The following is a 21,840-nucleotide window of genomic DNA, read 5'->3' as shown; positions in this document are numbered from 1 at the left end:
TTTCTGATCCCTATTCCCTCTGAAGACCTAGGGGCATCCCCGAGATTGGCGCTACAGGGCGCTTGGCCCGACACTCGCAGTGCGATCTTGCTGGGCATGGGGCCCGGCGACGCGGGGGGAGACCAGGGAACTTGACGCTCGATTCGACTCGACTGGGACTGCGAACGCTAGGCCTCCGGTGGATGGTTCGGTGGCGGCTGCCCCTTGGGTTGATGCTCGTCGCGCTTGCGATGCTGGCAGCCGGATGGGATGTCGTTTCGCATCGTCGAGAGGACTTGGCGTCCGAGTTGCGGACGGTCACCCGGTTCAAGTCGCTGCAACTGGCGGATTGGCTGGGCGAGCGGCAGGCTGACATGAACAATTTCCGCACCAGCGCCCTGCTGATTCGGGAATATTCGGCGGCCCAAGCGGGCAGCGCCGAAGCCCTGCAGTCCCTCGAGCGTCGGCTCGCCCAGATTCGGGAGGCGGCCGGATACAGCGGCTTTGACATGGTGGGGTCGGACGGCCGTGGGGTTGGGGCACCGGGTGGGGATGGCTCTATTGCCCAGGAGCCGACCCTTTTGAATCGCCTGCGCGGGGGGGCTGTTGCTCAGCCGGCTGAGCTCATCGGTCCCTACCGAGATGCGCAGGGTCGACAGCGGGTGGCGTTTGTCGCACCGGTTATTGCCGAGGGCTCGGATGCGCTGTGGGTGGTTCTGCGCGTGGACCCGGCCCACTGGCTTCGCAATGCTGTTGAACGGTGGCCCTTGGATGGGCAGGCCGGTGAGTGCCGGCTGGTGTGGGCGATGCCCCAGGGGGCGGCCCTCTTGGCGTCGACCGCCGAAACTGCCGGTCAGGCCGCTCCCGGTTTGGAAGGCCAGGGCACGGAACTTGCCGCTGCGGATTGGGCGATCTTGCGAGAGCGTGTCGGGCAGGTGGTTCCCACCGAGCTAGGGTCCGGTCAGCGATTTCTGACTTTGGTGGAGCGCGTGGGCGCCACCGACTGGTACCTGCTGTCGCGTTTTGAACCCAATGAGCTGATGGTGCGAGCGGCTCCCACCTTGGGCCAAATTGGGCTGGTCGGGGTTTTGGCGGCGTTGCTGATCGTCACCTTGCACGTTTTGCACCGCCAGCGTCAGCAGCGAGCGTTGGCTGTAAATTGGCGCCGTGAGCACGAGCAGCGACTGCAGGCGCTGAATTTGCTTGCGGATATTTCTCGCAACTCAGAAGACATCATTTTTGCCAAGGACCTGAGGGGGCGGTACCTGTGGATGAACCCGGCGGGAGCGGCCTTGGTTCATTTGGAGCCTGAACAAATCTTGGGACGGACCGATGAGGAGATTCATGCGGGTTCGTTTTCTGAAGAGTTTCGGGCGCAGGACGAAGTTGTCGTGCGGGAGTTGAAGCCGCGTCGCTGGGAAACCCGCCTCCCCATGCCCGGTGGTGGACTCAAGACCTACTCCGTTTTGAAAGGCCCCCTGCGCGATCAAGATGGACAGTTGATGGGAATCTTCGGCATCGCCCGGGACGTCTCCGAAACCAAGGCGCATGAAGAGGCGCTACGAGACGGAGAGAACTGTTTGCGACTGGCCTTGCGGGGGGGCGACCTGGGCTTCTGGGATTGGAGGCCGAGCCAGGGAACGCTGTCTGTCAATGAGCGGTGGAAGACCATGTTGGGTTTGCCGGCAGATGCCCCCATCGTGAACATCGAGGATTGGATGGAGCGCATCCATCCCGATGACCGCGCCCGGATGGATGGGCTTCGAGACAAGTCGTTTTCCCGGGAGGGCCCCGACGATTTCTCTGTGGAAGTTCGCGCACGCCATGCCTCGGGCGCCTGGGTCTCGGTGCTGAGTAATGGATCCGTGGTGGAGCGCGGTGAGTACGGGCAAGCCATGCGGGTGGTGGGTACCCACCAGGATGTCAGCGCCCGCAAGCTGATCTTGCGGGAGCTTCAGCAGGAGCGCATTCGCCTGGAGCGGATCCTGGAGGGCACCAACGTGGGCACCTGGGAGTGGGAGGTGCAAACGGGGCGGGTGATGTTCAACGAACGGTGGGCCCAAATCGTGGGCTATGCCCTCCATGAACTGCAGCCCCTTAGCATTGGCACGTGGAGAGAGTTGTGCCACCCCGAAGACTATGTTCGGTCCACCAAGCTGTTGGAGGCCCATTTCCGGGGCGAGACGCCGGGTTATGAATGCGAGATCCGCATGCGCCACAAAGAGGGGCGATGGGTGTGGGTCTTGGACCGCGGCAAAGTGTTTAGCCGGGATCCGGAGGGCCAGCCACTGCTGATGGCGGGCACCCATGCGGACATCACCGCGAAGAAACAAGCGGAAATGGACTTGATGCGGCTCTCGCTGGCCTTGGCCCAAAGTCCGGCCAGCATCATCATCACGGACTTGGACGGCACGATTGAGTACGTGAATGAAGCCTTCACACGGGTTTCGGGCTATACCGCGGCCGAGGCGTTGGGCCAGACGCCTCGGTTGTTGGCGTCCGGCCGGACGCCGCCTGAGACGTACTTGAATCTCTGGGGGGTATTGACCAAAGGGGCGACGTGGCGCGGCGAATTGGTGAATCGCCGAAAGGACGGTTCCATCTACACGGATTTGGCCTCGATTCACCCCTTGCGGCAGGCGGACGGTCTGGTGACGCACTACGTTTCGGTCCAAGAGGACATCAGCGAGAAACGGGCCATGCGCGAAGAGTTGGCGCAGTACCGGCATCACCTCGAGGAGTTGGTGTTGCAGCGAACCGCCGAATTGCACGAGGCCAAGCTGCAAGCCGAGGTGGCCAGTCAGTCCAAGAGCGCGTTCTTGGCCAATATGAGCCACGAAATCCGGACGCCGATGAATGCCATTCTGGGGCTGACCCAACTGATTGAAACCGATCTAACTGCAGCCCCCGCGCCAGAAGCCTGCAGCCCCATTCTTCAAAAAGTGCAGGACCGAGCGCGAAAGATCGAGCAGTCTGCCCATCACCTGCTGGGCATCCTCAATGATGTCTTGGACCTCTCCAAAATCGAAGCTGGCAAGTTGCGCCTGGATGTCACCGACTTTGATCTGCATGAGCTGGTCCAAAGCGTTGTTTTCATGGTGCAGGACAAGGCCCAGACCAATCGCAACCGCGTGCGTACCGAGTTGGCGCTGGCTCCACGTCACATGCGCGGCGATGGGTTGAGGTTGGGACAAATTCTGCTCAATTTTCTTTCCAATGCGGTCAAATTCACCGAGGGCGGTGAGGTGCTGTTGCGGGCCCGGACGGTCTCCGTGGGTGATGAACCGCTGCGCATACGGTTTGAAGTGCGCGACAGTGGCATCGGTTTGACGGCTGAGCAGTGCGCACGTCTTTTCAATCCGTTTGAGCAGGCGGAGTCGAGCACCACCCGGCAGTTTGGGGGAACGGGCTTGGGCTTGGCCATCGTGAGACGGTTGGCCGACCTCATGGAGGGGCAGGTCGGCGTGCAAAGTCGCCCGGGGGGCGGCAGTACCTTTTGGTTTGAAGCGCCCTTTTTGGAAGCACAGCGGCCGGCATCAGCCGAGACGGCCCTTCCGGAGCCAACGGCGAATACAGAAGTGTTGGCACAGCTACGGCAGCGACGCGCCTATGTGCTGCTCGTGGAAGACACGCCGATCAACCAGGAGATCGCGCTGGAGATGCTCCGCAATGCCGGGGTGGCGGCCGATGTCGCCGTCAATGGACGCCGAGCCGTGCACATGGCAGCCGAGCGCCGTTACGACTTGATCTTGATGGACTTGCGCATGCCCATCATGGATGGTTTCGAAGCCACCATGGCCATTCGCAACATTGATCAGCATGTACGGACGCCCATCGTCGCCATGACGGCCAATGCCTTTGCCGAAGACCGTGCGGCGGCATTGGAGTCGGGCATGAACGACCACATCGGGAAGCCCGTTTCAGCAGAAGTGCTGTACGAAACGCTGTTGAAGTGGCTGCCGACGCGCGAGCGGCCCCCCATGACGCCGTCACCTGACGCCCAGCGGGACACTGCCGAAGACGTCCGCGGCGATCAATCCAAGAGCGAGACCCGGGTCGTTCCCGCGGGCAAGTCCGCCGAATCGCTGGAGGATCGGTTGCAGCGAGATTTGGCGGTGATTCCGGGTCTGGACTTGCGGCAGGGATTGGCGGTGCTGGGGGGCAAGATCGGTGTGCTGAGCCGCCTGCTTCGTCGCTTCGCGGCGGACTATGCCGGGGCGGCGGATCGCCTGGCTCAGGCGGTCGAATCGCAGGATTGGGAGGGGAGCCGGCGACTGGCCCATACTCTGCGAGGTGCGAGCGCTTCTCTGGGGCTCAACGAAATCAGCCGTCAAGCGGCCTTGGTTGAAGAACACCTCCGACAACAGCAAACGCCCCCGCAGTTGGAGCCTCTGCGCGTGAGCCTTGAGATCAGTTGTTCGGCGCTTTCCGCGCTCGATATTGGCGCATGAACGGAGACCCACCGGTCCCGCTACAACGCGTCAGTCGGCGGTCGCGGTACGGAGGGGCCCCGGCCGATAAATAGCCCCAATCAAGGCGCCCAATGCCGGCAAACTCAAACCCATCAAGTTTCCAATCTCTTTGGGCGTGAAACCTTTGGCGACATAGTCCAACACCTCCATCTCGCGCGCAGCGCGGGGGGAGGGGGACGTCCGCGCGGCGAGCAGCAAGCGGCGGGCCAGTGCAGGGGACAGCCCAGGGCGCCCCCTCACGATGCGCTGCAAGGACTCCACCGCGGTCTCAAATCGATCTTCTTTGAGCAAATACCCGTCGATGCCCCACTGAACGGCGGTGAACAGCGCTTCATCTTCCCCATAAAGGGTATGAACGATCTTCAGCGTGGGTTTGCCTTGCAGGGCGTCCAGCACCGCCAATCCGCCGCCCGGGCCATCCACGTCAATCAGCGCCAAGTCGAAAGCGGCTCCGCCCCTCAGTGCCGTCAGCACCTCGTGCTCCAGACCCCATTCGCTGCATGAGAGAGGATCACTCAGGCCTTCGGAGAGCACCCGCACCAAAAAGGCCCGTGTCAGCGGGTTGGGGTCGAGGATGAGGGCACGCAGGGGCATGTTGGCATGCTAACCAAGGTCGCCGCTCCTGTGCCTCCCTAGAATCGGTGTCACGATGCGAATTCTGATTGCCAACGACGACGGTTACCTCGCCCCCGGTCTCGCCACGCTGGTGGCGGCCTGCAGGGATTTGGGCGAGATTCAAGTGATCGCCCCTGAGCAGAACGCCAGCGGCACCTCCAATGCGTTGTCTCTTCAGCGACCGCTGAGCGTGCACGAGGGTGTGAATGGATTCCGGTATGTGAATGGGACGCCCGTGGACTGCGTACACCTGGCGCTGACCACGCTGTTGGGGGATTGGCGGCCCGACTTGGTCCTGTCGGGCATCAACAACGGCGCGAACATGGCGGGGGACACGATTTACTCCGGTACCGTGGCTGCCGCCATGGAGGGCTACTTGTTCGGGATTCCTGCGATCGCGTTTTCGCAGGTCGATCGTCACTGGACGCATTTGGATGCAGCCGGGCAGGCGGCCCGCCGTGTGGTGGAGGCCGTTTTGGCTCAGGGGCTCTCAACCCCGTACCTGCTGAACGTAAACATTCCCAACCGGGCCGATGCCGCGAATTTGCCGATTCAGGTGACCCGACTGGGCGCGCGTCACGCGAATTCTGGCGCGCATTGCCAAGTCAATCCGCGGGGTGAGGCCATGTATTGGATTGGCCCACCGGGAGCGGTCCGTGAAGGGGGTGAGGGAACGGATTTCCATGCCACCCACCACGGCGCGATTTCGGTCACCCCCTTGCAGGTTGATCTGACCCACCATGCAGAGTTGGGGTTGTGGGCGAACCGCTTGTGCCCGCAGGGGCGTACATGACCCGGCGGCCAGCTCCGCCCCTGCGTCCGCAGCGGCTCTTGCATGAAGTCGTGAAGGAGCGCGAACGCCTGACGGTGCCCAGTGGGATCGGCTTGGATTCCCCCGGCGTTCGATTGCGCATGGTCGAACGCCTGCGGCGTTCAGGTGTTGCGGGCGAGCGGGTGCTTGCGGCCTTTGCCGCCATTCCGCGACACCGATTCGTCGATTCGGCCTTTGCGCCCCAGGCCTATGAAGACACGAGCCTGCCGATTGGTCACGGACAAACGATTTCGAAGCCCTCGGTCGTCGCGCGCATGTTGGAGTTGCTGGTGCAGGCGCCGGGTGCGGCACAGCGGGCGAATTTGGGGCGGGTTTTGGAGATTGGGACGGGCTGCGGTTATCAGGCCGCGCTGTTGGCCCTCATGTCCGGACGTCTGATTTCGGTCGAACGGATTGAGCCGTTGCACGGGGCGGCGAAGGTGCGGTTGAACGAACTCAGCCGTGAATTGCCGCTGTGTCCATGGGAGCTTCGATTCGCCGATGGGGCCGCGCCCTTGAGCGGCGGGCCATTCGACGCCATTTTGTCGGCGGCCGGGGGATCGGCGATTCCGCAGGCGTGGCTGGACCAATTGGCGCCCGGTGGTCGCTTGGTTGCTCCGGTGAGCGATGACAGCGGACGAAGTCAGCGGCTGATGGTGGTTGATCGCAAGGCTTCGAATGAAACCGGGGCAGAGTGGCGGACGGCCGACTACGAGGCGGTCTCCTTCGTCCCCCTAAAATCGGGCGTCCAAAACTGACTGGATTCGCGCCAGGTCGCGCAATCCGATCCGCACTCGAATGCCCGTCAAGCTGTTGTCGTTTTCTTCCGTGGGAACCCGAGTCCTGTGTGCATCTTGGGTGGTTTTGGCGGCCGCCTGCACCGCGCCGCAGCCCCACCGAGCACCGGTTGAAGATCGAGTGAGCCTGACGCCGCCAGCGCCGGTACAGCCGGTGCCGACCGAAGGGCGGGGTGGCGTCGAGCCGGCGCGGGTGGGCACCTATGTGGTGAAGCCGGGCGACATGCTCATCCGTATCGCCCTCGAGCATGGCGTCAGCTACAAAGATTTGGCGCGCTGGAATGGGTTGGACAACCCCAACCTGATCGAGGTGGGTCAGGTGCTCAAGGTGGTGCCGCCCGGTTCAGTGGTGGCGGCGGATGGCACTTCAACCCGCCCGATCGCCGCGCCGCGCGCCGACAGCAAGCCGGTGGAACTCAAGCCCCTGGACGGCAAGCCCTTAGAGCCCAAGAACCCGGAAGGGAAACGTGGCCCGTCGGGTTCCGCGTCCGTGCCGGCGGCGCCGCCATCCACCACCGCTTCCGTCACGGCGGGCCCGGCCAGCGGCCCTACGAGCCAACCAACGCCTTCGACCTCGGCCGTGGACGGAGAACCGAGCTGGGCGTGGCCCGCCCAAGGTGCCGTCGTGGCTGCCTTTGACAAGAGTCGCAACAAGGGGGTTGGATTGGGCGGCAAGGCCGGTGATCCGGTGTTGGCGGCGGCCGATGGCCGGGTCATGTACGCCGGATCGGGCTTGCGTGGCTACGGCAACATGGTCATCATCAAGCACAACGACACGTACTTGAGTGCCTATGCGCACAACCAAGCGGTGTTGGTGAAAGAGGACCAAGTGGTTCGCAAGGGTCAGCGAATTGCGGAGATGGGCAGCAGCGACACGGATCAGGTCAAGCTGCACTTTGAAATTCGGCGCAAAGGCATTCCAGTCGACCCGGCTGAGTTGTTGCCGCCGCGCTGAATCCGTGGGTGCGGTCAGGAGGCACGATGGAAGGCACACGACCGCAGAACACGGAAGACGAAGGGGTACTCGAACCGGGGGCGCCCAATGCGCTCCAGCTGTACCTTCGCGAGATTCGGCGCACCGCGTTGCTTTCCCCTGAGGAGGAAGTGGCGCTGGCCAGGCGCGTTCAAGCCGGAGACTTTGAGGCGCGTCAGGCCATGGTTCAACACAACCTGCGATTGGTTGTGTCCATTGCCAAGCACTACCTGGGACGTGGCCTGCCCCTTGGGGATTTGATCGAAGAAGGCAATCTCGGTCTCATCCACGCGATCGGCAAATTCGATCCTGAAAAAGGCTTTCGCTTTTCGACCTATGGCAGTTGGTGGATCCGTCAGGCCATTGAACGCGCTTTGATGCACCAAGCTCGCATGGTGCGGCTGCCGGTCCATGTGGTTCGCGAACTCAGTCAGGTCTTACGGGCGCGCCGGGCGCTGGAGGCCTTGCCGCAATGGCAGGGGCCGGTCACCGCGGAGGACATCGCGCACTGGTTGCATCGGCCTGTTGCCACGGTTCAAGATCTGTTGGGGCATGCGGAATGGCATTTTTCACTGGATCAGGTCACGGAGGCGGGAGGCGAGCAGCAGTCCGCCTTGGCCGACCGGGTGGAGGACGAAGCGGCCATAGACCCACTGGAGACCCGGCTGCACACGGAGTGGGAGCGTTTGCTTCGTGAAGCGTTGGCCGACTTGAGCGAGCGTGAACGTGAAGTGCTGTGTGCTCGGTACGGTCTGTTTGACCGCGAGCCCGAGACCTTGGATGCCGTCTCGCAGCGGTTGCACCTCACCCGCGAGCGCGTTCGCCAAATTCAGTCCGAAGCGGCGATCAAGTTGAAGCGCAAGTTGTTGCGGCGCGGGGTGCGTCCGGAGACGTTGTTCTAGCGGCCTGCCGATAATCGCGCCCATGACTAATCAGGATGAATGGCTGCAGGTCGAATCTTTGGACCTGGAAGCCCAAGGCGTGGCGCATCGTGCCGATGGCAAAGTGGTGTTTATCGAGGGCGCGCTGCCGGGTGAGGCGGTGCAAGTCCAGGTGCACCGCCGCAAGAACAACTGGGAACAGGCCTCGATGACGGCCTTGGGCCAAGAAAGCTCCCAACGGGTGCGCCCGGGGTGCCCTCATTTCGGTCTACACAGCGGGGCCTGCGGAGGCTGCAAGATGCAGCACTTGCACGCCGGTGCCCAGATTGCTGTCAAGCAGCGGGTTCTGGAAGACAACCTCAAGCACTTGGCCAAAGTGCAGCCCGAGCGGGTGCTTCGCCCGATTGAGGGGCAAGCCTGGGGCTACCGGAAACGCGCGCGATTTTCGGTGCGGCACGTTGCTAAGAAGGGGACGGTACTGGTCGGGTTTCATGAGCGCAAAAGCCGCTATGTCGCCGACATGCAGGTTTGCCCCATCCTGCCGGCGAAGATCAGCGCGCTGCTGATGCCCTTGCGTGCGCTGGTCGGGTCGATGGAGGCGCGCGAGCGTTTGCCGCAGATCGAATTGGCCATGGGAGATGAAGTCACGGCCCTGGTGCTTCGACATCTGGAGCCCCTGAGCGCGGCGGACCTGCAGGCGCTGCGCGCTTTTGCGCAGGTACACGACGTGCAGTGGTGGCTTCAGCCCAAGGGCCCGGACACGGTTCATCGCTTGGATGACACGGGGCCGACGCTGGCCTACCGGTTGCCGGAGTTCGGGGTTGAAATGCCGTTCAAACCCACGGATTTCACTCAAGTGAACCACGACATCAACCGGGTCCTCGTGCACCGTGCGCTCGGACTGCTGGAAGTTCAGCCCAACGAGCGGGTGATCGACTGGTTTTGTGGCCTGGGCAACTTCACCTTGCCGCTGGCCACCCAAGCGTCAGAGGTGCTCGGGATCGAAGGCAGCGAGGCGCTGGTGGCCCGCTCGCGGGAGAACGCGATGCACAACGGGCTCGGGGCAAACACGCGCTTTGAGGCGAGGAACCTCTTTGAGTTGAGTCCCGGCGATCTGACGCTCTATGGGTCTGCGGACCGGTGGTTGGTGGATCCGCCTCGGGAAGGGGCCTTTGCGCTGTCCAAGGCCGTCGCCGATGCGGTGCAAGACCCGACGCTTGCACCGGGCTGGGTGCCACCCAAACGCATTGTGTACGTCAGCTGCAACCCGGCAACGCTGGCTCGCGACGCGGGCGTTCTGGTGCACGTGGCAGGGTATCGCTGTCGTGCGGCGGGGGTGGTCAACATGTTTCCGCACACGGCGCATGTGGAGTCGATCGCGGTCTTTGAGCGCGATTAAAGCGTTGCCGATAAAAAAAGCCCTGCAGTGCAGGGCCTTTTTTGTTTCGAGGCGGTGTTCAGTCGCGCTCGCCGCCGAAGATGCCCAGCAGCGACAGCAGGCTTTGGAAGATGTTGTACAGATCCAAATAGATGGCCAGGGTGGCGCTCACATAGTTGGTTTCGCCACCGTCGACCACGCGCTTCAGGTCATAAAGCAGGAAGGCGCTAAACAGCGCCAAGCAGGCGACCAGCAAGGCCAGCATCAGGGCGCTGGACTGGAAGAAAAAGTTCGCGATGCCGGCCACCATCATGATGACGGCGCCCACGATCAAGAACTTGCCCATGCCGCTCAAATCTCGCTTGATCACATTGGCCAGCATGGCCATCGTGGCAAACACCGCGGCGGTGCCACCAAAGGCGAGCATGATCAGGTTGGCGCCGTTAGAAAGCCCCAGCACCGCACCGATCAGGCGTGACAGCATCACGCCCATAAAGAAGGTGAACCCCAGCAACAGGTATACGCCGGCTGCGCGGTCCTTGTTCTTTTCGATGGCCCACATGAAGCCGAACGCGCCGACCAGGAACGCGATCAAACCAAAACCGCCAGTGAACAACGCCCCGAGGCCAGTGCTGACGCCGAGCCATGCGCCGGCCACGGTGGGCAGCAGCGAAACCGCAAGCAGGCTGTAGGTGTTGCGCAGCACGCGGTTGCGTTGCGCGGCGCCCAACTGCGCGGTGCCGGAGGCGAAAGGCATGGGGTGGTTCATCCGAAATCTCCAAGTTGAAGTGCGCGCGATTCTAGGCATCGCCCGCGCTACGTGGGGGGGCAACGCCCGGATTTCAAGGGCGCGAAAGGGGGTTTCGTCCCCTTCAGAGGTTCAGGTTGGCCGCGTATAGGCCGGAAAGGGGCTCGGCTATACTCCTCAGGTTTACCCTAAATACAAGCGCGCCTCGAACCGAAATCCCCTTCGATCTCCGCAGCCAGGCCGCTAATTTCAAGGGCGGGGCGGGGCGCGCTCAAGAAGGAGCCGCGCTTTTGCTTTCGTCCAACTCCCCCGCCGTCGCCAGCTGTTTGCTGGTGCTTGCAGACGGTTCGCGATTCCTCGGTCACTCGATTGGCGCTACCGGCGCATCGGTGGGCGAGCTGGTGTTCAATACGTCGCTGACGGGCTACCAGGAGATCCTGACGGACCCCAGTTATTGCCGCCAGATCGTCACGCTGACCTATCCGCACATCGGCAATTACGGGGTAAATGCGGCCGATGCCGAAAGCGAAAAGGTGCAAGCCGCAGGCTTGGTGGTGCGGCAAGTACCGGCCGCAGCCTCGAATTTCCGTAGTGAACAGCGTCTGCAGGACTACTTGGTTGCACAGCAGTGCGTGGGCATCGCGGGCATTGACACCCGCCGTCTGACGCGCATTCTGCGGACGAGCGGTGCGCAGAATGCCTGTTTGTTGGGGCTCGAGTCGGGCGAGACCGTCACCGAGGCCCATTGGGCGCTGGCCCTGAGCAAGGCCCAGTCGGCACCCAGCATGGCTGGGCAGGATTTGGCCAAAGTGGTGTCGCGCCCCACCGAACAACTGTGGACCGAGGGCGAGTGGCGGTTGGGTGAAGGCTTCAAGAACCCGTCACAGGCCCGTTTCCACGTTGTGGCCTATGACTTTGGGGTCAAGCGCAACATCCTGCGCATGCTGGCTGATCGCGGCTGCAAGGTCACCGTCGTGCCGGCCCAGACGCCGGCCAGTCGTGTGTTCGATCTGGAACCGGATGGCGTCTTTCTCTCCAACGGTCCTGGGGATCCGGAGCCCTGTGAATACGCCATCGCCGCCACGCGCGCCTTGGTCGATGCTGGCCTGCCGACCTTCGGTATTTGCCTGGGTCACCAGATCTTGGCGCTGGCCAGCGGTGCCAGGACCTACAAGATGAAGTTTGGTCACCACGGTGCCAACCACCCAGTCAAAGATTTGGACAGTGGCCGCGTCAGCATCACCAGCCAGAACCACGGTTTTGCGGTGGACACCGACACCTTGCCTGCCAACCTGCGCGCCACCCATGTCAGCCTGTTCGATAGCAGCCTGCAAGGCATCGCCCGCACCGACAAACCGGCGTTCAGCTTCCAGGGACACCCGGAGGCGAGCCCAGGGCCGCATGACATCGGCTACCTGTTTGACCGTTTCGTGGCCCTGATGGCGAAGGAATAAGAAGAATGCCCAAGCGTACTGACCTCAAGAGCATCTTGATCATTGGTGCCGGCCCCATCGTCATCGGGCAGGCCTGCGAATTCGACTACTCCGGTGCCCAAGCCTGCAAGGCTTTGCGCGAGGAGGGCTATCGCGTCATCTTGGTCAACAGCAACCCGGCGACCATCATGACGGACCCGGAAATGGCCGATGCCACTTACATCGAGCCCATCACCTGGCAGGTGGTCGAGAAGATCATTGCCAAAGAGCGCCAAGCCTTCCCGGATGAAAAGATGGCCGTGCTGCCCACCATGGGTGGCCAGACGGCGCTGAACTGCGCACTGGATCTGCACAAGCATGGCGTGCTGGCCAAGTACGGTGTGGAGATGATCGGTGCCAATGAGCATGCCATCGAGAAGGCCGAGGACCGTCAAAAGTTCAAGGACGCGATGACCAAGATTGGCCTCGGCTCCGCCAAATCGGGCATTGCGCACTCGATGGAAGAGGCCTGGGGCGTGCAGCGCCGCATCCACGCTGAGATTGGGGGCGCGGGCTTCCCGATGGTGATTCGCCCCAGCTTCACGCTTGGGGGAACCGGCGGCGGCATTGCGTACAACCCGGAGGAATTTGAGGAAATCTGCAAGCGGGGTCTGGACCTGTCGCCGACCAACGAGCTGCTGATTGAAGAGTCGCTGCTCGGCTGGAAAGAGTACGAGATGGAGGTGGTGCGCGACCGTGCGGACAACTGCATCATCGTGTGCTCAATCGAAAACTTGGATCCGATGGGCATTCACACCGGTGACTCCATCACGGTGGCCCCAGCCCAGACCCTGACCGACCGCGAGTACCAACTGCTGCGCAACGCCTCCATCGCCATCCTGCGCGAAATTGGCGTGGACACCGGGGGCTCCAACGTGCAGTTCTCGATCAACCCTCGCGACGGCCGCATGGTCGTGATTGAGATGAACCCGCGGGTCAGCCGCAGCTCGGCGCTGGCCTCCAAGGCCACTGGCTTTCCGATTGCCAAGATTGCCGCCAAGCTTTCGGTCGGCTACACCCTGGATGAGCTGAAGAACGACATCACGGGCGGCGCCACCCCGGCTTCGTTCGAGCCCAGCATCGACTACGTGGTCACCAAGATCCCGCGCTTCGCCTTCGAGAAGTTCCCGATGGCCGACGCTCGCCTGACCACGCAAATGAAATCGGTCGGCGAAGTGATGGCCATGGGCCGCAGCTTCCAGGAAAGCTTTCAAAAGGCGCTGCGGGGCCTGGAGACCGGCATCGATGGCCTGACGCCCAAGAGTCGCGACCGGGATGAGATCTTGGAGCAGATTGGCGAGGCCAAACCCGACCGCATCCTCTATCTCGCGGATGCCTTCCGCGTCGGGATGCCGTTTGAGGAGATTCAGCGCGAGACGGCGATCGACCCCTGGTTCCTGCGCGAGATCGAGGAGATCGTGCGCGCCGAAGAGGCGCTGGCAGGCAAGAGCTTGAGCGACTTGGACGTGGCGACGCTGCGCGCCTACAAGCAGATGGGCTTTAGCGACCGCCGCTTGGCCACGCTCTTGGGCACCAACCAGCACGAGGTGCGCGCGCGCCGCCATGCGCTGAACATTCGCCCGGTCTACAAACGCGTGGACACCTGTGCGGCAGAGTTTGAGACCCAGACGGCTTATCTCTACTCGACCTATGACGAGGAGTGCGAGGCTGATCCCACGAGTAAGAAGAAGATCATGGTGCTGGGCGGTGGCCCCAACCGCATCGGCCAGGGCATTGAGTTCGACTATTGCTGCGTGCACGCCGCAATGGCCATGCGCGAGGACGGGTACGAGACCATCATGGTCAACTGCAACCCGGAGACCGTCTCCACCGATTACGACACCAGCGACCGCCTGTACTTCGAGCCGGTGACCCTCGAGGACGTGCTCGAAATCGTCGACAAAGAGAAGCCGACCGGGGTGATCGTTCAATATGGCGGCCAGACCCCGCTGAAATTGGCGCTGGATTTGGAGCGCGCTGGCGTGCCCATCATCGGCACCACGCCCGACTCGATTGACGTCGCCGAAGACCGTGAGCGTTTCCAGAAGCTGCTCCATGAGTTGGGCCTGAAGCAGCCACCCAACCGCACGGCGCGGACCGAAGACCAGGCCCTGGCCTTGGCCAACGAGATCGGCTATCCGCTGGTTGTGCGCCCCAGCTATGTGCTCGGGGGCCGGGCGATGGAAATCGTCCACGGCGACAAGGACCTGGAGCGCTACATGCGCGAAGCCGTGCGCGTGTCCGACAAGTCGCCGGTGCTGCTTGACCGTTTCTTGGAAGACGCGGTCGAGGTCGACGTCGACTGCATCAGCGACGGCGAGGACACGCTGATCGGCGGCATCATGGAGCACATCGAAGCGGCGGGCATCCACAGCGGCGACTCCGCGTGCTCGCTGCCGCCATACACGCTGGCGGAAGATTTGAAGGACGAGTTGCGTCGCCAAACGGCGGCCATGGCCAAGGCCCTCAAAGTGGTGGGCCTGATGAATGTGCAGTTCGCCATTCAGGGGGATGTGGCGCGTGGTCTGTCGGCTTGCACGGTCTACGTGCTGGAAGTGAACCCGCGCGCTTCTCGAACCGTGCCCTTTGTCTCGAAGGCCACCGGCCAGCAACTGGCCAAGATCGCTGCCCGCTGCATGGCGGGCGTGAAGCTGAAGGATCAGAAGGGCCTTGGAGGCGTCGCGCCCCGCGAGATCACGCCACCTTATTACAGCGTCAAGGAAGCCGTCTTCCCCTTCAACAAGTTCCCAGGTGTGGACCCGATCTTGAGCCCTGAAATGCGCTCGACGGGCGAGGTGATGGGCGCGGCCAAGACCTTTGGCGAAGCCATGCTCAAGAGCCAGATCGGTGCTGGCTCGCGCTTGCCGCGTGCGGGCAACGTGCTGATCACCATCAAGAACAGCGACAAGGCCCGGGCCATTGCTTGTGCGAAGGACTTGCATGCGCTGGGTTTTGGCCTGATTGCCACCCGGGGCACGGCGGATGCGATTGAAGCGGCTGGACTGCCGGTGCGCCGCATCAACAAGGTGAAGGAGGGCCGGCCCAACATCACCGACGCCATCAAGGGCGGGGAAATCCAACTGGTCTTCACCACGGTGGATGAAACGCGCACGGCGATTGCGGACAGCCGATACATCCGTCAGGCCGCGTTGGCCAACCGAGTGACGTACTACACCACGATGGCGGGGTGTGAGGCGGCGGTCGAGGGCATGAAGCACCAAGACGGTCTCTTGGTGCGATCCCTGCAAGAGTTGCACGCCGAGCTCGCCTAAAATTTGACCAACCAATCGCCGCCGCTCCTGGCTTGCCGGGGCGGCGGCTTGTTTTTGATTCTGAGTACACGCATGGCCACCATTCCTTTGACCCGACGCGGCGCCGAACTGCTGCGCGAAGAGCTGCACCGCCTGAAGACCGTGGAGCGCCACGCCGTTATCCAAGCCATCGCTGAGGCACGAGCGCAGGGTGATTTGAGCGAAAACGCGGAGTACGACGCCGCCAAGGACAAGCAAGGCTTCATCGAAGGCCGGATCCAAGAGCTTGAGGGCAAGCTGGCGGCTGCCAAAGTCATCGACCCCGCCGAGCTGGACGCAGGGGGCAAGGTGGTGTTCGGTGCCACGGTAGTCCTCTCGGACGAAAGCAATGGCAACGAAGTCACCTATCAAATCGTGGGAGACGACGAAGCGGACTTGAAAACCGGTCGTATTTCCATCAGTTCACCCATCGCCCGGGCGCTGATTGGCAAGGAAGCGGGAGACGTGGCGACTTACCAGGCCCCTGGCGGTGAGCGTGCCTACGAAGTGGTCGAGGTGCGCTACGTCTAAGCTGTCCGCTGCCCAAAGCTGGCTCACTGGCCTTTGGGCCGGGGGCTTGCTCAGCGTGGCTCTCGTGGCGGCCCCGACCGCCTTTGCCACGCTGGAGCGCCCCCAGGCCGGCCTGTATGTGGCGGGTTTGTTTCGAGCCGAGGCTTGGTACAGCTTGGCACTGGGTGTGCTGCTGATCATGGTGGAGCAGCGACTACAACGGGCTCAGGACGAACGTCGCTTTCGCTTCGGCCTGGGGTTCGTGGTGCCCGTCGCAGTTCTCGTGTTGACCCTGATTGGTGCCGAGGTGCTGCAGCCGCTCATTCAGCAGGCCAAGATGACCGGGCAAGGGTCGTTCGCCCTGCTACACGCGGCTTCGACGGGCGTCTTCGCTCTGAAGTCGACGTTGGTCGCCTACATGGCCTGGGCGCTGGTGCCCAGGCGCTGAACGCGCCCCAAGTGGGGGATCAGCCGCGTTTCTTGCCGGACATCTTGGGCTTGGCGCGTTTGACCAAACCACCGGCCGTGATTCGCTCGTTCCCGAGCAGTTTGATGCTCTTGACTTGCGGTCGCTGAAACTTGTTCTTGGACGCTTTGACGATCTTGACGATGCGGGGCGCACGTTTCGTACCTGCGTCCGGCGCCTTTTCTTTTTCGGGCATGGGGCGCCACAAGATGAACAGCTTGCCAATATGCTGGACCGGTGCGGCCTCCAGGCTGTCACAGAGCTGCACAAAGGCCGCTTCCCGAGTGGCTCGGTCGTCCAAGGCTGCTCGGACCTTGATCAGCCCGTGCGCGTTCAGCGCGGCGTCCGCTTCCTTCGTTACGGCGGGTGTCAGACCATCCGCGCCAATCATCACCACGGGGTCCAAGTGGTGGGCCTGGGCGCGGAGTTCACGGCGCTGCGCCGCGTTCAAAATCAATGCAGTCATGCCGGGATTATCGTTGGCACCATGAAAGTTCAAACCAAAAGCAAGAAAGTCAACAAGGCTTGGCTCAATGACCACGTCACCGATCCCTACGTTCGGCAGGCGCAAAAGGAAGGCTATCGTTCACGCGCCGCCTACAAACTGAAGGAAATTGATGAGGCGCTGCACCTGATCAAGCCGGGGCAGTTGGTGGTGGATCTGGGCGCCGCTCCGGGCGCATGGAGCCAGTACCTTCGCCGCAAATTTGCTCCCAAAGTGGCGGGGCAGGGCGGTGCGGCGGTGGGGGATTTGAATGGCCGCATCCTGGCCCTGGACCTGCTGGAATTCGAACCGATCGAGGGGGTGGAATTCATCCAAGGCGATTTCCGTGAGCAGGCGGTCGCAGATGCCCTCGCCGCAGCTTTGGGGGGGGCCTCGGTGGACGTCGTGGTTTCGGATATGGCCCCCAACCTGTCGGGGGTCGAAGACGTGGATGCTGCACGGGTAGAGCACCTCATTGAATTGGCCCTGGATTTTTGTCAACAACACCTTAAGCCCGATGGCGCGCTGGTGGCCAAGGTGTTTCATAGCGCCGGCTACAGTCAATTGGTGGAGCTGTTCAAGCAGAACTTCCAGGTCGTGAAGCCTGTGAAGCCCAAGGCCAGCCGGGACCGTTCAGCAGAAACCTTTTTGGTTGGCCTGCGACTCAAACGCCCCAAGCGCTAAAGGCTTGAACTCTCTAAAATCGCCCCCACTTGCACGGGTGAGCCGCCTGCCGTTGGAGCGTGCCGGCCGTGTGGAAGGATTGAAGTGAACAACCCTTGGTTTTCCAAAGTTGCGGTCTGGGCCATTATTTTGTTGGTCCTGTTTACGCTGTTTAAGCACTTTGACCGCAGCAATGTGCGCGGCGAGGCCATGCAGTACTCGGACTTTCTGGCCGATGTCAATGCGGGTCGTATCGCCAGTGCCAAGCTGGTTGAAGGGGCGGGTGGCGTCGAAATTCGCGCCAAAACCACGGATGGTCGTGACATTTCAGTCCAGGGTGGTTTTTCTGATCGGGGCCTGACGGGCGACTTGATTCGCAACAACGTCAAGTTCAGCTTTGAGAAGCGCGAGGAGCAAGGCCTGCTGATGACCCTGCTGCTCAGCTGGGGGCCGATGCTGCTGCTGATCGGCGTTTGGATTTATTTCATGCGTCAGATGCAGGGCGGCGGCAAGGGCGGGGCCTTCAGCTTCGGCAAGAGCAAGGCGCGCATGCTGGATGAGAACAACAACGCCACCACCTTTGCGGATGTGGCGGGTTGCGACGAGGCGAAAGAGGAAGTGAAGGAGTTGGTGGATTTCCTGAAGGATCCGCAGAAATTCCAGAAGCTGGGGGGGCGAATCCCGCGCGGCGTGCTGTTGGTCGGCCCGCCGGGAACGGGCAAGACGTTGCTCGCCAAAGCCATTGCGGGCGAAGCCAAGGTCCCGTTCTTCACGATCTCGGGCTCGGACTTCGTTGAGATGTTCGTCGGGGTGGGGGCGGCGCGGGTGCGCGACATGTTCGAGCAAGCCAAAAAGAATGCCCCCTGCATCATCTTTATCGATGAAATTGATGCAGTGGGTCGCCACCGGGGCGCAGGTCTGGGTGGAGGGAACGACGAGCGGGAGCAGACGCTAAACCAGATGCTGGTTGAGATGGATGGTTTCGAAACCAACCTGGGCGTCATCGTCATGGCAGCGACCAACCGCCCCGACATCTTGGACCCTGCGTTGCTGCGCCCCGGGCGATTTGATCGGCAGGTCTATGTGACCTTGCCGGACATTCGGGGCCGAGAGCAAATTCTCAATGTGCACATGCGCAAGGTGCCCATTGGTGGCGATGTGAAGGCGGAAGTGATTGCCCGCGGAACGCCAGGCTTCTCCGGCGCCGATTTGGCGAACCTGGTCAATGAGGCGGCACTCTTCGCTGCGCGTCGCAACGGGCGTGTGGTGGAAATGATCGATTTCGAGCGCGCGAAGGACAAGATCCTCATGGGCGCCGAGCGCAAGACCATGGTGATGGATGAGGAAGAGCGCAAGAACACCGCCTATCACGAGGCGGGCCATGCGCTGATTGGGCGCCTGTTGCCCAAGTTGGATCCGGTCCACAAGGTCACGATCATCCCGCGTGGCCGAGCCTTGGGCGTCACGGTCTTCCTGCCGGAGAAAGACCGCTACAGCAATGACAAAGAGCGCATGTTGAACTCCATCGCCATGGCGTATGGCGGGCGCATTGCAGAAGAAGTCTTCATGGGTCAAATGACCACAGGCGCCGGCAACGATTTCGAGCGCGCAACGCAGATTGCCCGTGACATGGTGATGCGCTATGGCATGAGCGATGCCCTGGGCACCATGGTTTATGCCGAGAACGAGGGTGAAGTCTTCTTGGGACGTTCGGTCACGCAGACCAAGAACATTTCTGAGGACACCATGCGCAAGGTCGACTCTGAGGTGCGGCGCATCTTGGATGAGCAGTACCGAATCGCACGGAAGTTGATCGAGGAACATTCGGACAAGATGCATGCCATGGCCAAGGCCTTGCTTGAATGGGAAACGATCGACGGCGAGCAGGTTGAAGACATCATGCAGGGCCGACCGCCGCGGCCGCCTGCGGCGCAAGGCGGGACTCCGCCCTCGGCGGGGGGCGACGGGGGTGCACCGGTTACCGGAACCACGGCCACTGCTTAAGGGCTGGTGCTGATTCGCTTGCTGAAGGGCCCCTTGTGGGGCCCTTGTTGCTGATGGGGTCGTCGATGAACTGGCACGCTGGTCGTTTTGTTCTTGCTTTAAACCGTCCACTGGTGATGGGTGTCGTGAACTTGACCCCTGATTCGTTTTCTGACGGTGGGGCATGTTCGACGCCGCAACTCGCCACACGTCACGCCGAGCGCATGCTTCGTGAGGGCGCCGACATTCTGGATCTTGGCGCCGAGTCCACCCGCCCTGGCGCGGCTGAGGTCATGGCCCAGGATGAGTGGGCTCGACTGGCTCCGGTCCTCGCAGAGGCTGTACGGTGGGGGGTTCCCGTTTCGGTGGACAGCCAGAAACCCGAAGTCATGCAGCGGGCGTTGGAGGCAGGGGCGGACATCTTGAACGACGTGCAAGGTTTTTGCGCCTTAGATGCTCAGCGCGTGCTGGCCGGTCATGCAACGGCGGGCGCGTGTGTGATGCACATGCGAGGCACGCCGCAGACCATGCAGCAACTCACCCAGTACGACGACGTGGTCGAAGAAGTGAAGACGGTATTGGGCGAGCGGGTGAACGTGCTGGAGGGGCAGGGGATTGCGAGGCACCGTCTTGTTCTGGATCCGGGGTTTGGTTTTGCCAAAAGTCCGATGCAGAACGTCGCGCTGGCCCGGCATTTGCCGGTGCTGGCGGAACTGGGGCTGCCGGTGCTGGTCGGTTGGAGCCGCAAGTCCACGGTGGGCTGGTTGACGGGCCGCGCGGTCTCGGATCGACTGGCCGGAAGTTTGGCTGCCGCGTTAGCCGCAGTGCAGGCAGGGGCGAAAATTCTGCGCGTTCACGATGTACAAGCGACGAAGGACGCGCTGCAGGTTTGGGCGGCGATGGCCCCCCAGGACCCCCGCACGCCATGACCGCATCGTAATCGAGCTGCTGACGCAGACTCACACAACCATTGAAGCAACAAGATGACACGGCAGTATTTCGGTACGGATGGAATTCGAGGCACGGTAGGCCAGCACCCGATTACCGCGGAGTTCGCACTTCGTTTGGGGCAGGCCGTTGGGCGAGTCCTTAAACGCAACGAAGCTCGCCCTTCGGTCCTGATCGGCAAGGACACCCGAATCAGCGGGTACATGCTGGAGTCCGCACTTGAGGCTGGCTTGGTCTCGGCAGGTGTGGACGTCACGCTGACGGGACCCTTGCCGACGCCAGGTGTGGCGTACCTCACGCGAGCGTTGCGTCGCAGTTTGGGCGTCGTGATCAGTGCCTCACACAACCCTTTTCAAGACAACGGCATCAAGTTCTTTTCTTCCCGCGGTGAAAAGCTGCCGGATGCATGGGAACTCGCCGTCGAAGCGGCTTTGAGCGAGCCCGCTCAAGACGTCGACAGCCGTTCACTGGGCAAAGCCATCCGATTGAACGATGCGGGCGGGCGCTACATCGAGTTTTGCAAGGCCTGCGTGGGGACGGATTTGACCTTGCGGGGCCTCAAGATTGTCGTGGATGCCGCGCATGGTGCGGCCTATCACGTGGCACCGGATGTTCTGCACGAATTGGGGGCGGAGGTCGTCGCGATCGGTTGTGAGCCCGATGGTTACAACATCAATGCGGGGCACGGAGCGACCGCGCCGGAAGCCCTTCAGGCAGCGGTGCGGGCTCACAACGCGCATTACGGCGTAGCCCTGGACGGAGACGCCGATCGCTTGCAACTGGTGGACGCTTCAGGGCGCCTGATCAATGGCGATGAGTTGCTCTATCTCTTGGTTCGCGACCGGCAGTTGCAGGGTTTGGCTGTTCCCGGCGTGGTCGGTACCTTGATGACCAATGTGGCCGTGGAACTGGCTTTGGAGCAGGTTCGGGTGCCTTTGGTTCGCGCCAAAGTGGGAGACCGGTACGTGCTGGAGGAACTCCAAGCGCGTGGCTGGCAGCTGGGAGGGGAGAGCTCTGGCCATTTGCTGGCCCTTGATAAACACACCACGGGCGATGGTTTGGTGAGCGCGCTCCTGGTGTTGGCCGCCGCGGTGCGCTCGGGTGCCCAAGGGCTTGGGGGCTTACTCGGGGATCTGAAGCTCTATCCCCAAAAGATGGTCAATGTCCGCCTTCAGCCGGGGCAGAACTGGCGGGACAACCCGGCTTTGCAACAGGCTCAAGCGGAGGTTGAGCGGACCCTGGCTGGGCAGGGGCGAGTGCTGATCCGCCCCTCCGGAACCGAGCCTTTGGTTCGGGTCATGGTGGAGGCTCGCGACGCGGACCTGGCGGCCACTTGTGCCGAAAAGATGGCCAACACCCTTCGGTAATCG

17 protein-coding genes are annotated in these 21,840 nt (G+C 62.3%); 14 read left to right on the top strand and 3 right to left on the bottom strand.

Annotated features, from left to right (window positions below; all coding sequences use genetic code 11):
• Positions 1-212 precede the first annotated feature (212 nt).
• Complete coding sequence (locus I7X43_RS10915) at positions 213-4,430, top strand: PAS domain S-box protein (protein ID WP_198100981.1); 4,218 nt, start codon at positions 213-215, stop codon at positions 4,428-4,430.
• Positions 4,431-4,460: 30 nt separating this feature from the next.
• On the opposite strand, the gene I7X43_RS10910 is transcribed toward I7X43_RS10915, so the two are convergent.
• A complete protein-coding gene (locus I7X43_RS10910) occupies positions 4,461-5,045 on the bottom strand; it encodes a transcriptional regulator (RefSeq protein ID WP_198100980.1) in 585 nt (194 codons plus the stop codon).
• Positions 5,046-5,100: 55 nt separating this feature from the next.
• On the opposite strand from I7X43_RS10910, the gene surE reads away from it, so the two are divergent.
• From surE to rlmD, 5 genes are read left to right on the top strand one after another with little or no spacing between them, the layout of a single operon-like run.
• Entirely contained in the window at positions 5,101-5,859 is a 759-nt protein-coding gene (gene surE / locus I7X43_RS10905) for a 5'/3'-nucleotidase SurE (protein WP_198100979.1), read from the top strand.
• Positions 5,856-6,635, top strand: coding sequence for a protein-L-isoaspartate O-methyltransferase family protein (locus I7X43_RS10900; RefSeq protein WP_198100978.1), 780 nt, complete (start codon positions 5,856-5,858; stop codon positions 6,633-6,635). The genes surE and I7X43_RS10900 overlap by 4 nt, the downstream gene beginning before the upstream one ends.
• 40 nt (positions 6,636-6,675) lie before the next feature.
• Positions 6,676-7,629, top strand: coding sequence for a peptidoglycan DD-metalloendopeptidase family protein (locus I7X43_RS10895; RefSeq protein WP_198100977.1), 954 nt, complete (start codon positions 6,676-6,678; stop codon positions 7,627-7,629).
• Positions 7,630-7,655: 26 nt separating this feature from the next.
• On the top strand, positions 7,656-8,549 hold the full coding sequence (locus I7X43_RS10890) for a sigma-70 family RNA polymerase sigma factor (RefSeq protein ID WP_198100976.1): 894 nt from the start codon (positions 7,656-7,658) through the stop codon (positions 8,547-8,549).
• A gap of 22 nt (positions 8,550-8,571) precedes the next feature.
• The gene (rlmD, locus tag I7X43_RS10885; protein ID WP_198100975.1) at positions 8,572-9,927 is read left to right on the top strand and encodes a 23S rRNA (uracil(1939)-C(5))-methyltransferase RlmD; all 1,356 of its coding nucleotides are present in this window, start codon (positions 8,572-8,574) and stop codon (positions 9,925-9,927) included.
• Positions 9,928-9,985: 58 nt separating this feature from the next.
• Here the strand turns inward: rlmD and I7X43_RS10880 are convergent, their stop codons facing one another.
• On the bottom strand, positions 9,986-10,675 hold the full coding sequence (locus tag I7X43_RS10880; RefSeq protein WP_198100974.1) for a Bax inhibitor-1 family protein: 690 nt from the start codon (positions 10,673-10,675) through the stop codon (positions 9,986-9,988).
• A 269-nt stretch (positions 10,676-10,944) separates the two neighbouring features.
• On the opposite strand from I7X43_RS10880, the gene carA reads away from it, so the two are divergent.
• From carA to I7X43_RS10860, 4 genes are all read left to right on the top strand, one after another.
• Positions 10,945-12,108: a glutamine-hydrolyzing carbamoyl-phosphate synthase small subunit gene (carA, locus tag I7X43_RS10875; RefSeq protein ID WP_198100973.1), complete on the top strand. Its 1,164-nt coding sequence runs from the start codon at positions 10,945-10,947 to the stop codon at positions 12,106-12,108.
• A 5-nt stretch (positions 12,109-12,113) separates the two neighbouring features.
• On the top strand, positions 12,114-15,398 hold the full coding sequence (carB, locus tag I7X43_RS10870; RefSeq protein ID WP_198100972.1) for a carbamoyl-phosphate synthase large subunit: 3,285 nt from the start codon (positions 12,114-12,116) through the stop codon (positions 15,396-15,398).
• A gap of 72 nt (positions 15,399-15,470) precedes the next feature.
• Positions 15,471-15,947 carry a transcription elongation factor GreA gene (gene greA, locus I7X43_RS10865; protein WP_198100971.1) on the top strand — a complete coding sequence of 159 codons (477 nt, stop codon included), beginning with the start codon at positions 15,471-15,473 and terminating at the stop codon, positions 15,945-15,947.
• Positions 15,907-16,374, top strand: coding sequence for a DUF4149 domain-containing protein (locus I7X43_RS10860; RefSeq protein ID WP_310737557.1), 468 nt, complete (start codon positions 15,907-15,909; stop codon positions 16,372-16,374). The genes greA and I7X43_RS10860 overlap by 41 nt, the downstream gene beginning before the upstream one ends.
• 19 nt (positions 16,375-16,393) lie before the next feature.
• Here I7X43_RS10860 and I7X43_RS10855 read toward each other — a convergent pair whose 3' ends face one another.
• Positions 16,394-16,858, bottom strand: coding sequence for a YhbY family RNA-binding protein (locus I7X43_RS10855; RefSeq protein WP_198100969.1), 465 nt, complete (start codon positions 16,856-16,858; stop codon positions 16,394-16,396).
• Positions 16,859-16,879: 21 nt separating this feature from the next.
• Here I7X43_RS10855 and I7X43_RS10850 point away from each other — a divergent pair, with 21 nt between their 5' ends.
• The 4 genes from I7X43_RS10850 (at position 16,880) to glmM (ending at position 21,837) form a co-directional block, all read left to right on the top strand.
• Complete coding sequence (locus tag I7X43_RS10850; protein WP_198100968.1) at positions 16,880-17,560, top strand: RlmE family RNA methyltransferase; 681 nt, start codon at positions 16,880-16,882, stop codon at positions 17,558-17,560.
• 84 nt (positions 17,561-17,644) lie between these two features.
• Entirely contained in the window at positions 17,645-19,543 is a 1,899-nt protein-coding gene (gene ftsH, locus I7X43_RS10845) for an ATP-dependent zinc metalloprotease FtsH (RefSeq protein ID WP_198100967.1), read from the top strand.
• A 116-nt stretch (positions 19,544-19,659) separates the two neighbouring features.
• On the top strand, positions 19,660-20,451 hold the full coding sequence (gene folP, locus I7X43_RS10840; protein ID WP_246480371.1) for a dihydropteroate synthase: 792 nt from the start codon (positions 19,660-19,662) through the stop codon (positions 20,449-20,451).
• Positions 20,452-20,505: 54 nt separating this feature from the next.
• Positions 20,506-21,837: a phosphoglucosamine mutase gene (glmM, locus tag I7X43_RS10835; protein ID WP_198100965.1), complete on the top strand. Its 1,332-nt coding sequence runs from the start codon at positions 20,506-20,508 to the stop codon at positions 21,835-21,837.
• Positions 21,838-21,840: the final 3 nt, after the last annotated feature.

It is taken from the genome of Inhella gelatinilytica, assembly GCF_016093295.1.
GTDB lineage: Bacteria > Pseudomonadota > Gammaproteobacteria > Burkholderiales > Burkholderiaceae_C > Inhella > Inhella gelatinilytica.
The sequence above is the reverse complement of the archived record's forward strand: the minus strand, read 5'-3'. Positions and strand labels throughout refer to the sequence as shown.

Bases quoted from the DNA above. Each gene is read 5' to 3' on its own strand.
- I7X43_RS10915 (WP_198100981.1), top strand. From the start codon at position 213: ATGCTCGTCGCGCTTGCGATGCTGGCAGCCGGATGGGATGTCGTTTCG.
- I7X43_RS10910 (WP_198100980.1), bottom strand. From the start codon at position 5,045: ATGCCCCTGCGTGCCCTCATCCTCGACCCCAACCCGCTGACACGGGCC.
- surE (WP_198100979.1), top strand. From the start codon at position 5,101: ATGCGAATTCTGATTGCCAACGACGACGGTTACCTCGCCCCCGGTCTC.
- I7X43_RS10900 (WP_198100978.1), top strand. From the start codon at position 5,856: ATGACCCGGCGGCCAGCTCCGCCCCTGCGTCCGCAGCGGCTCTTGCAT.
- I7X43_RS10895 (WP_198100977.1), top strand. From the start codon at position 6,676: ATGCCCGTCAAGCTGTTGTCGTTTTCTTCCGTGGGAACCCGAGTCCTG.
- I7X43_RS10890 (WP_198100976.1), top strand. From the start codon at position 7,656: ATGGAAGGCACACGACCGCAGAACACGGAAGACGAAGGGGTACTCGAA.
- rlmD (WP_198100975.1), top strand. From the start codon at position 8,572: ATGACTAATCAGGATGAATGGCTGCAGGTCGAATCTTTGGACCTGGAA.
- I7X43_RS10880 (WP_198100974.1), bottom strand. From the start codon at position 10,675: ATGAACCACCCCATGCCTTTCGCCTCCGGCACCGCGCAGTTGGGCGCC.
- carB (WP_198100972.1), top strand. From the start codon at position 12,114: ATGCCCAAGCGTACTGACCTCAAGAGCATCTTGATCATTGGTGCCGGC.
- greA (WP_198100971.1), top strand. From the start codon at position 15,471: ATGGCCACCATTCCTTTGACCCGACGCGGCGCCGAACTGCTGCGCGAA.
- I7X43_RS10855 (WP_198100969.1), bottom strand. From the start codon at position 16,858: ATGACTGCATTGATTTTGAACGCGGCGCAGCGCCGTGAACTCCGCGCC.
- I7X43_RS10850 (WP_198100968.1), top strand. From the start codon at position 16,880: ATGAAAGTTCAAACCAAAAGCAAGAAAGTCAACAAGGCTTGGCTCAAT.
- folP (WP_246480371.1), top strand. From the start codon at position 19,660: ATGGGTGTCGTGAACTTGACCCCTGATTCGTTTTCTGACGGTGGGGCA.
- glmM (WP_198100965.1), top strand. From the start codon at position 20,506: ATGACACGGCAGTATTTCGGTACGGATGGAATTCGAGGCACGGTAGGC.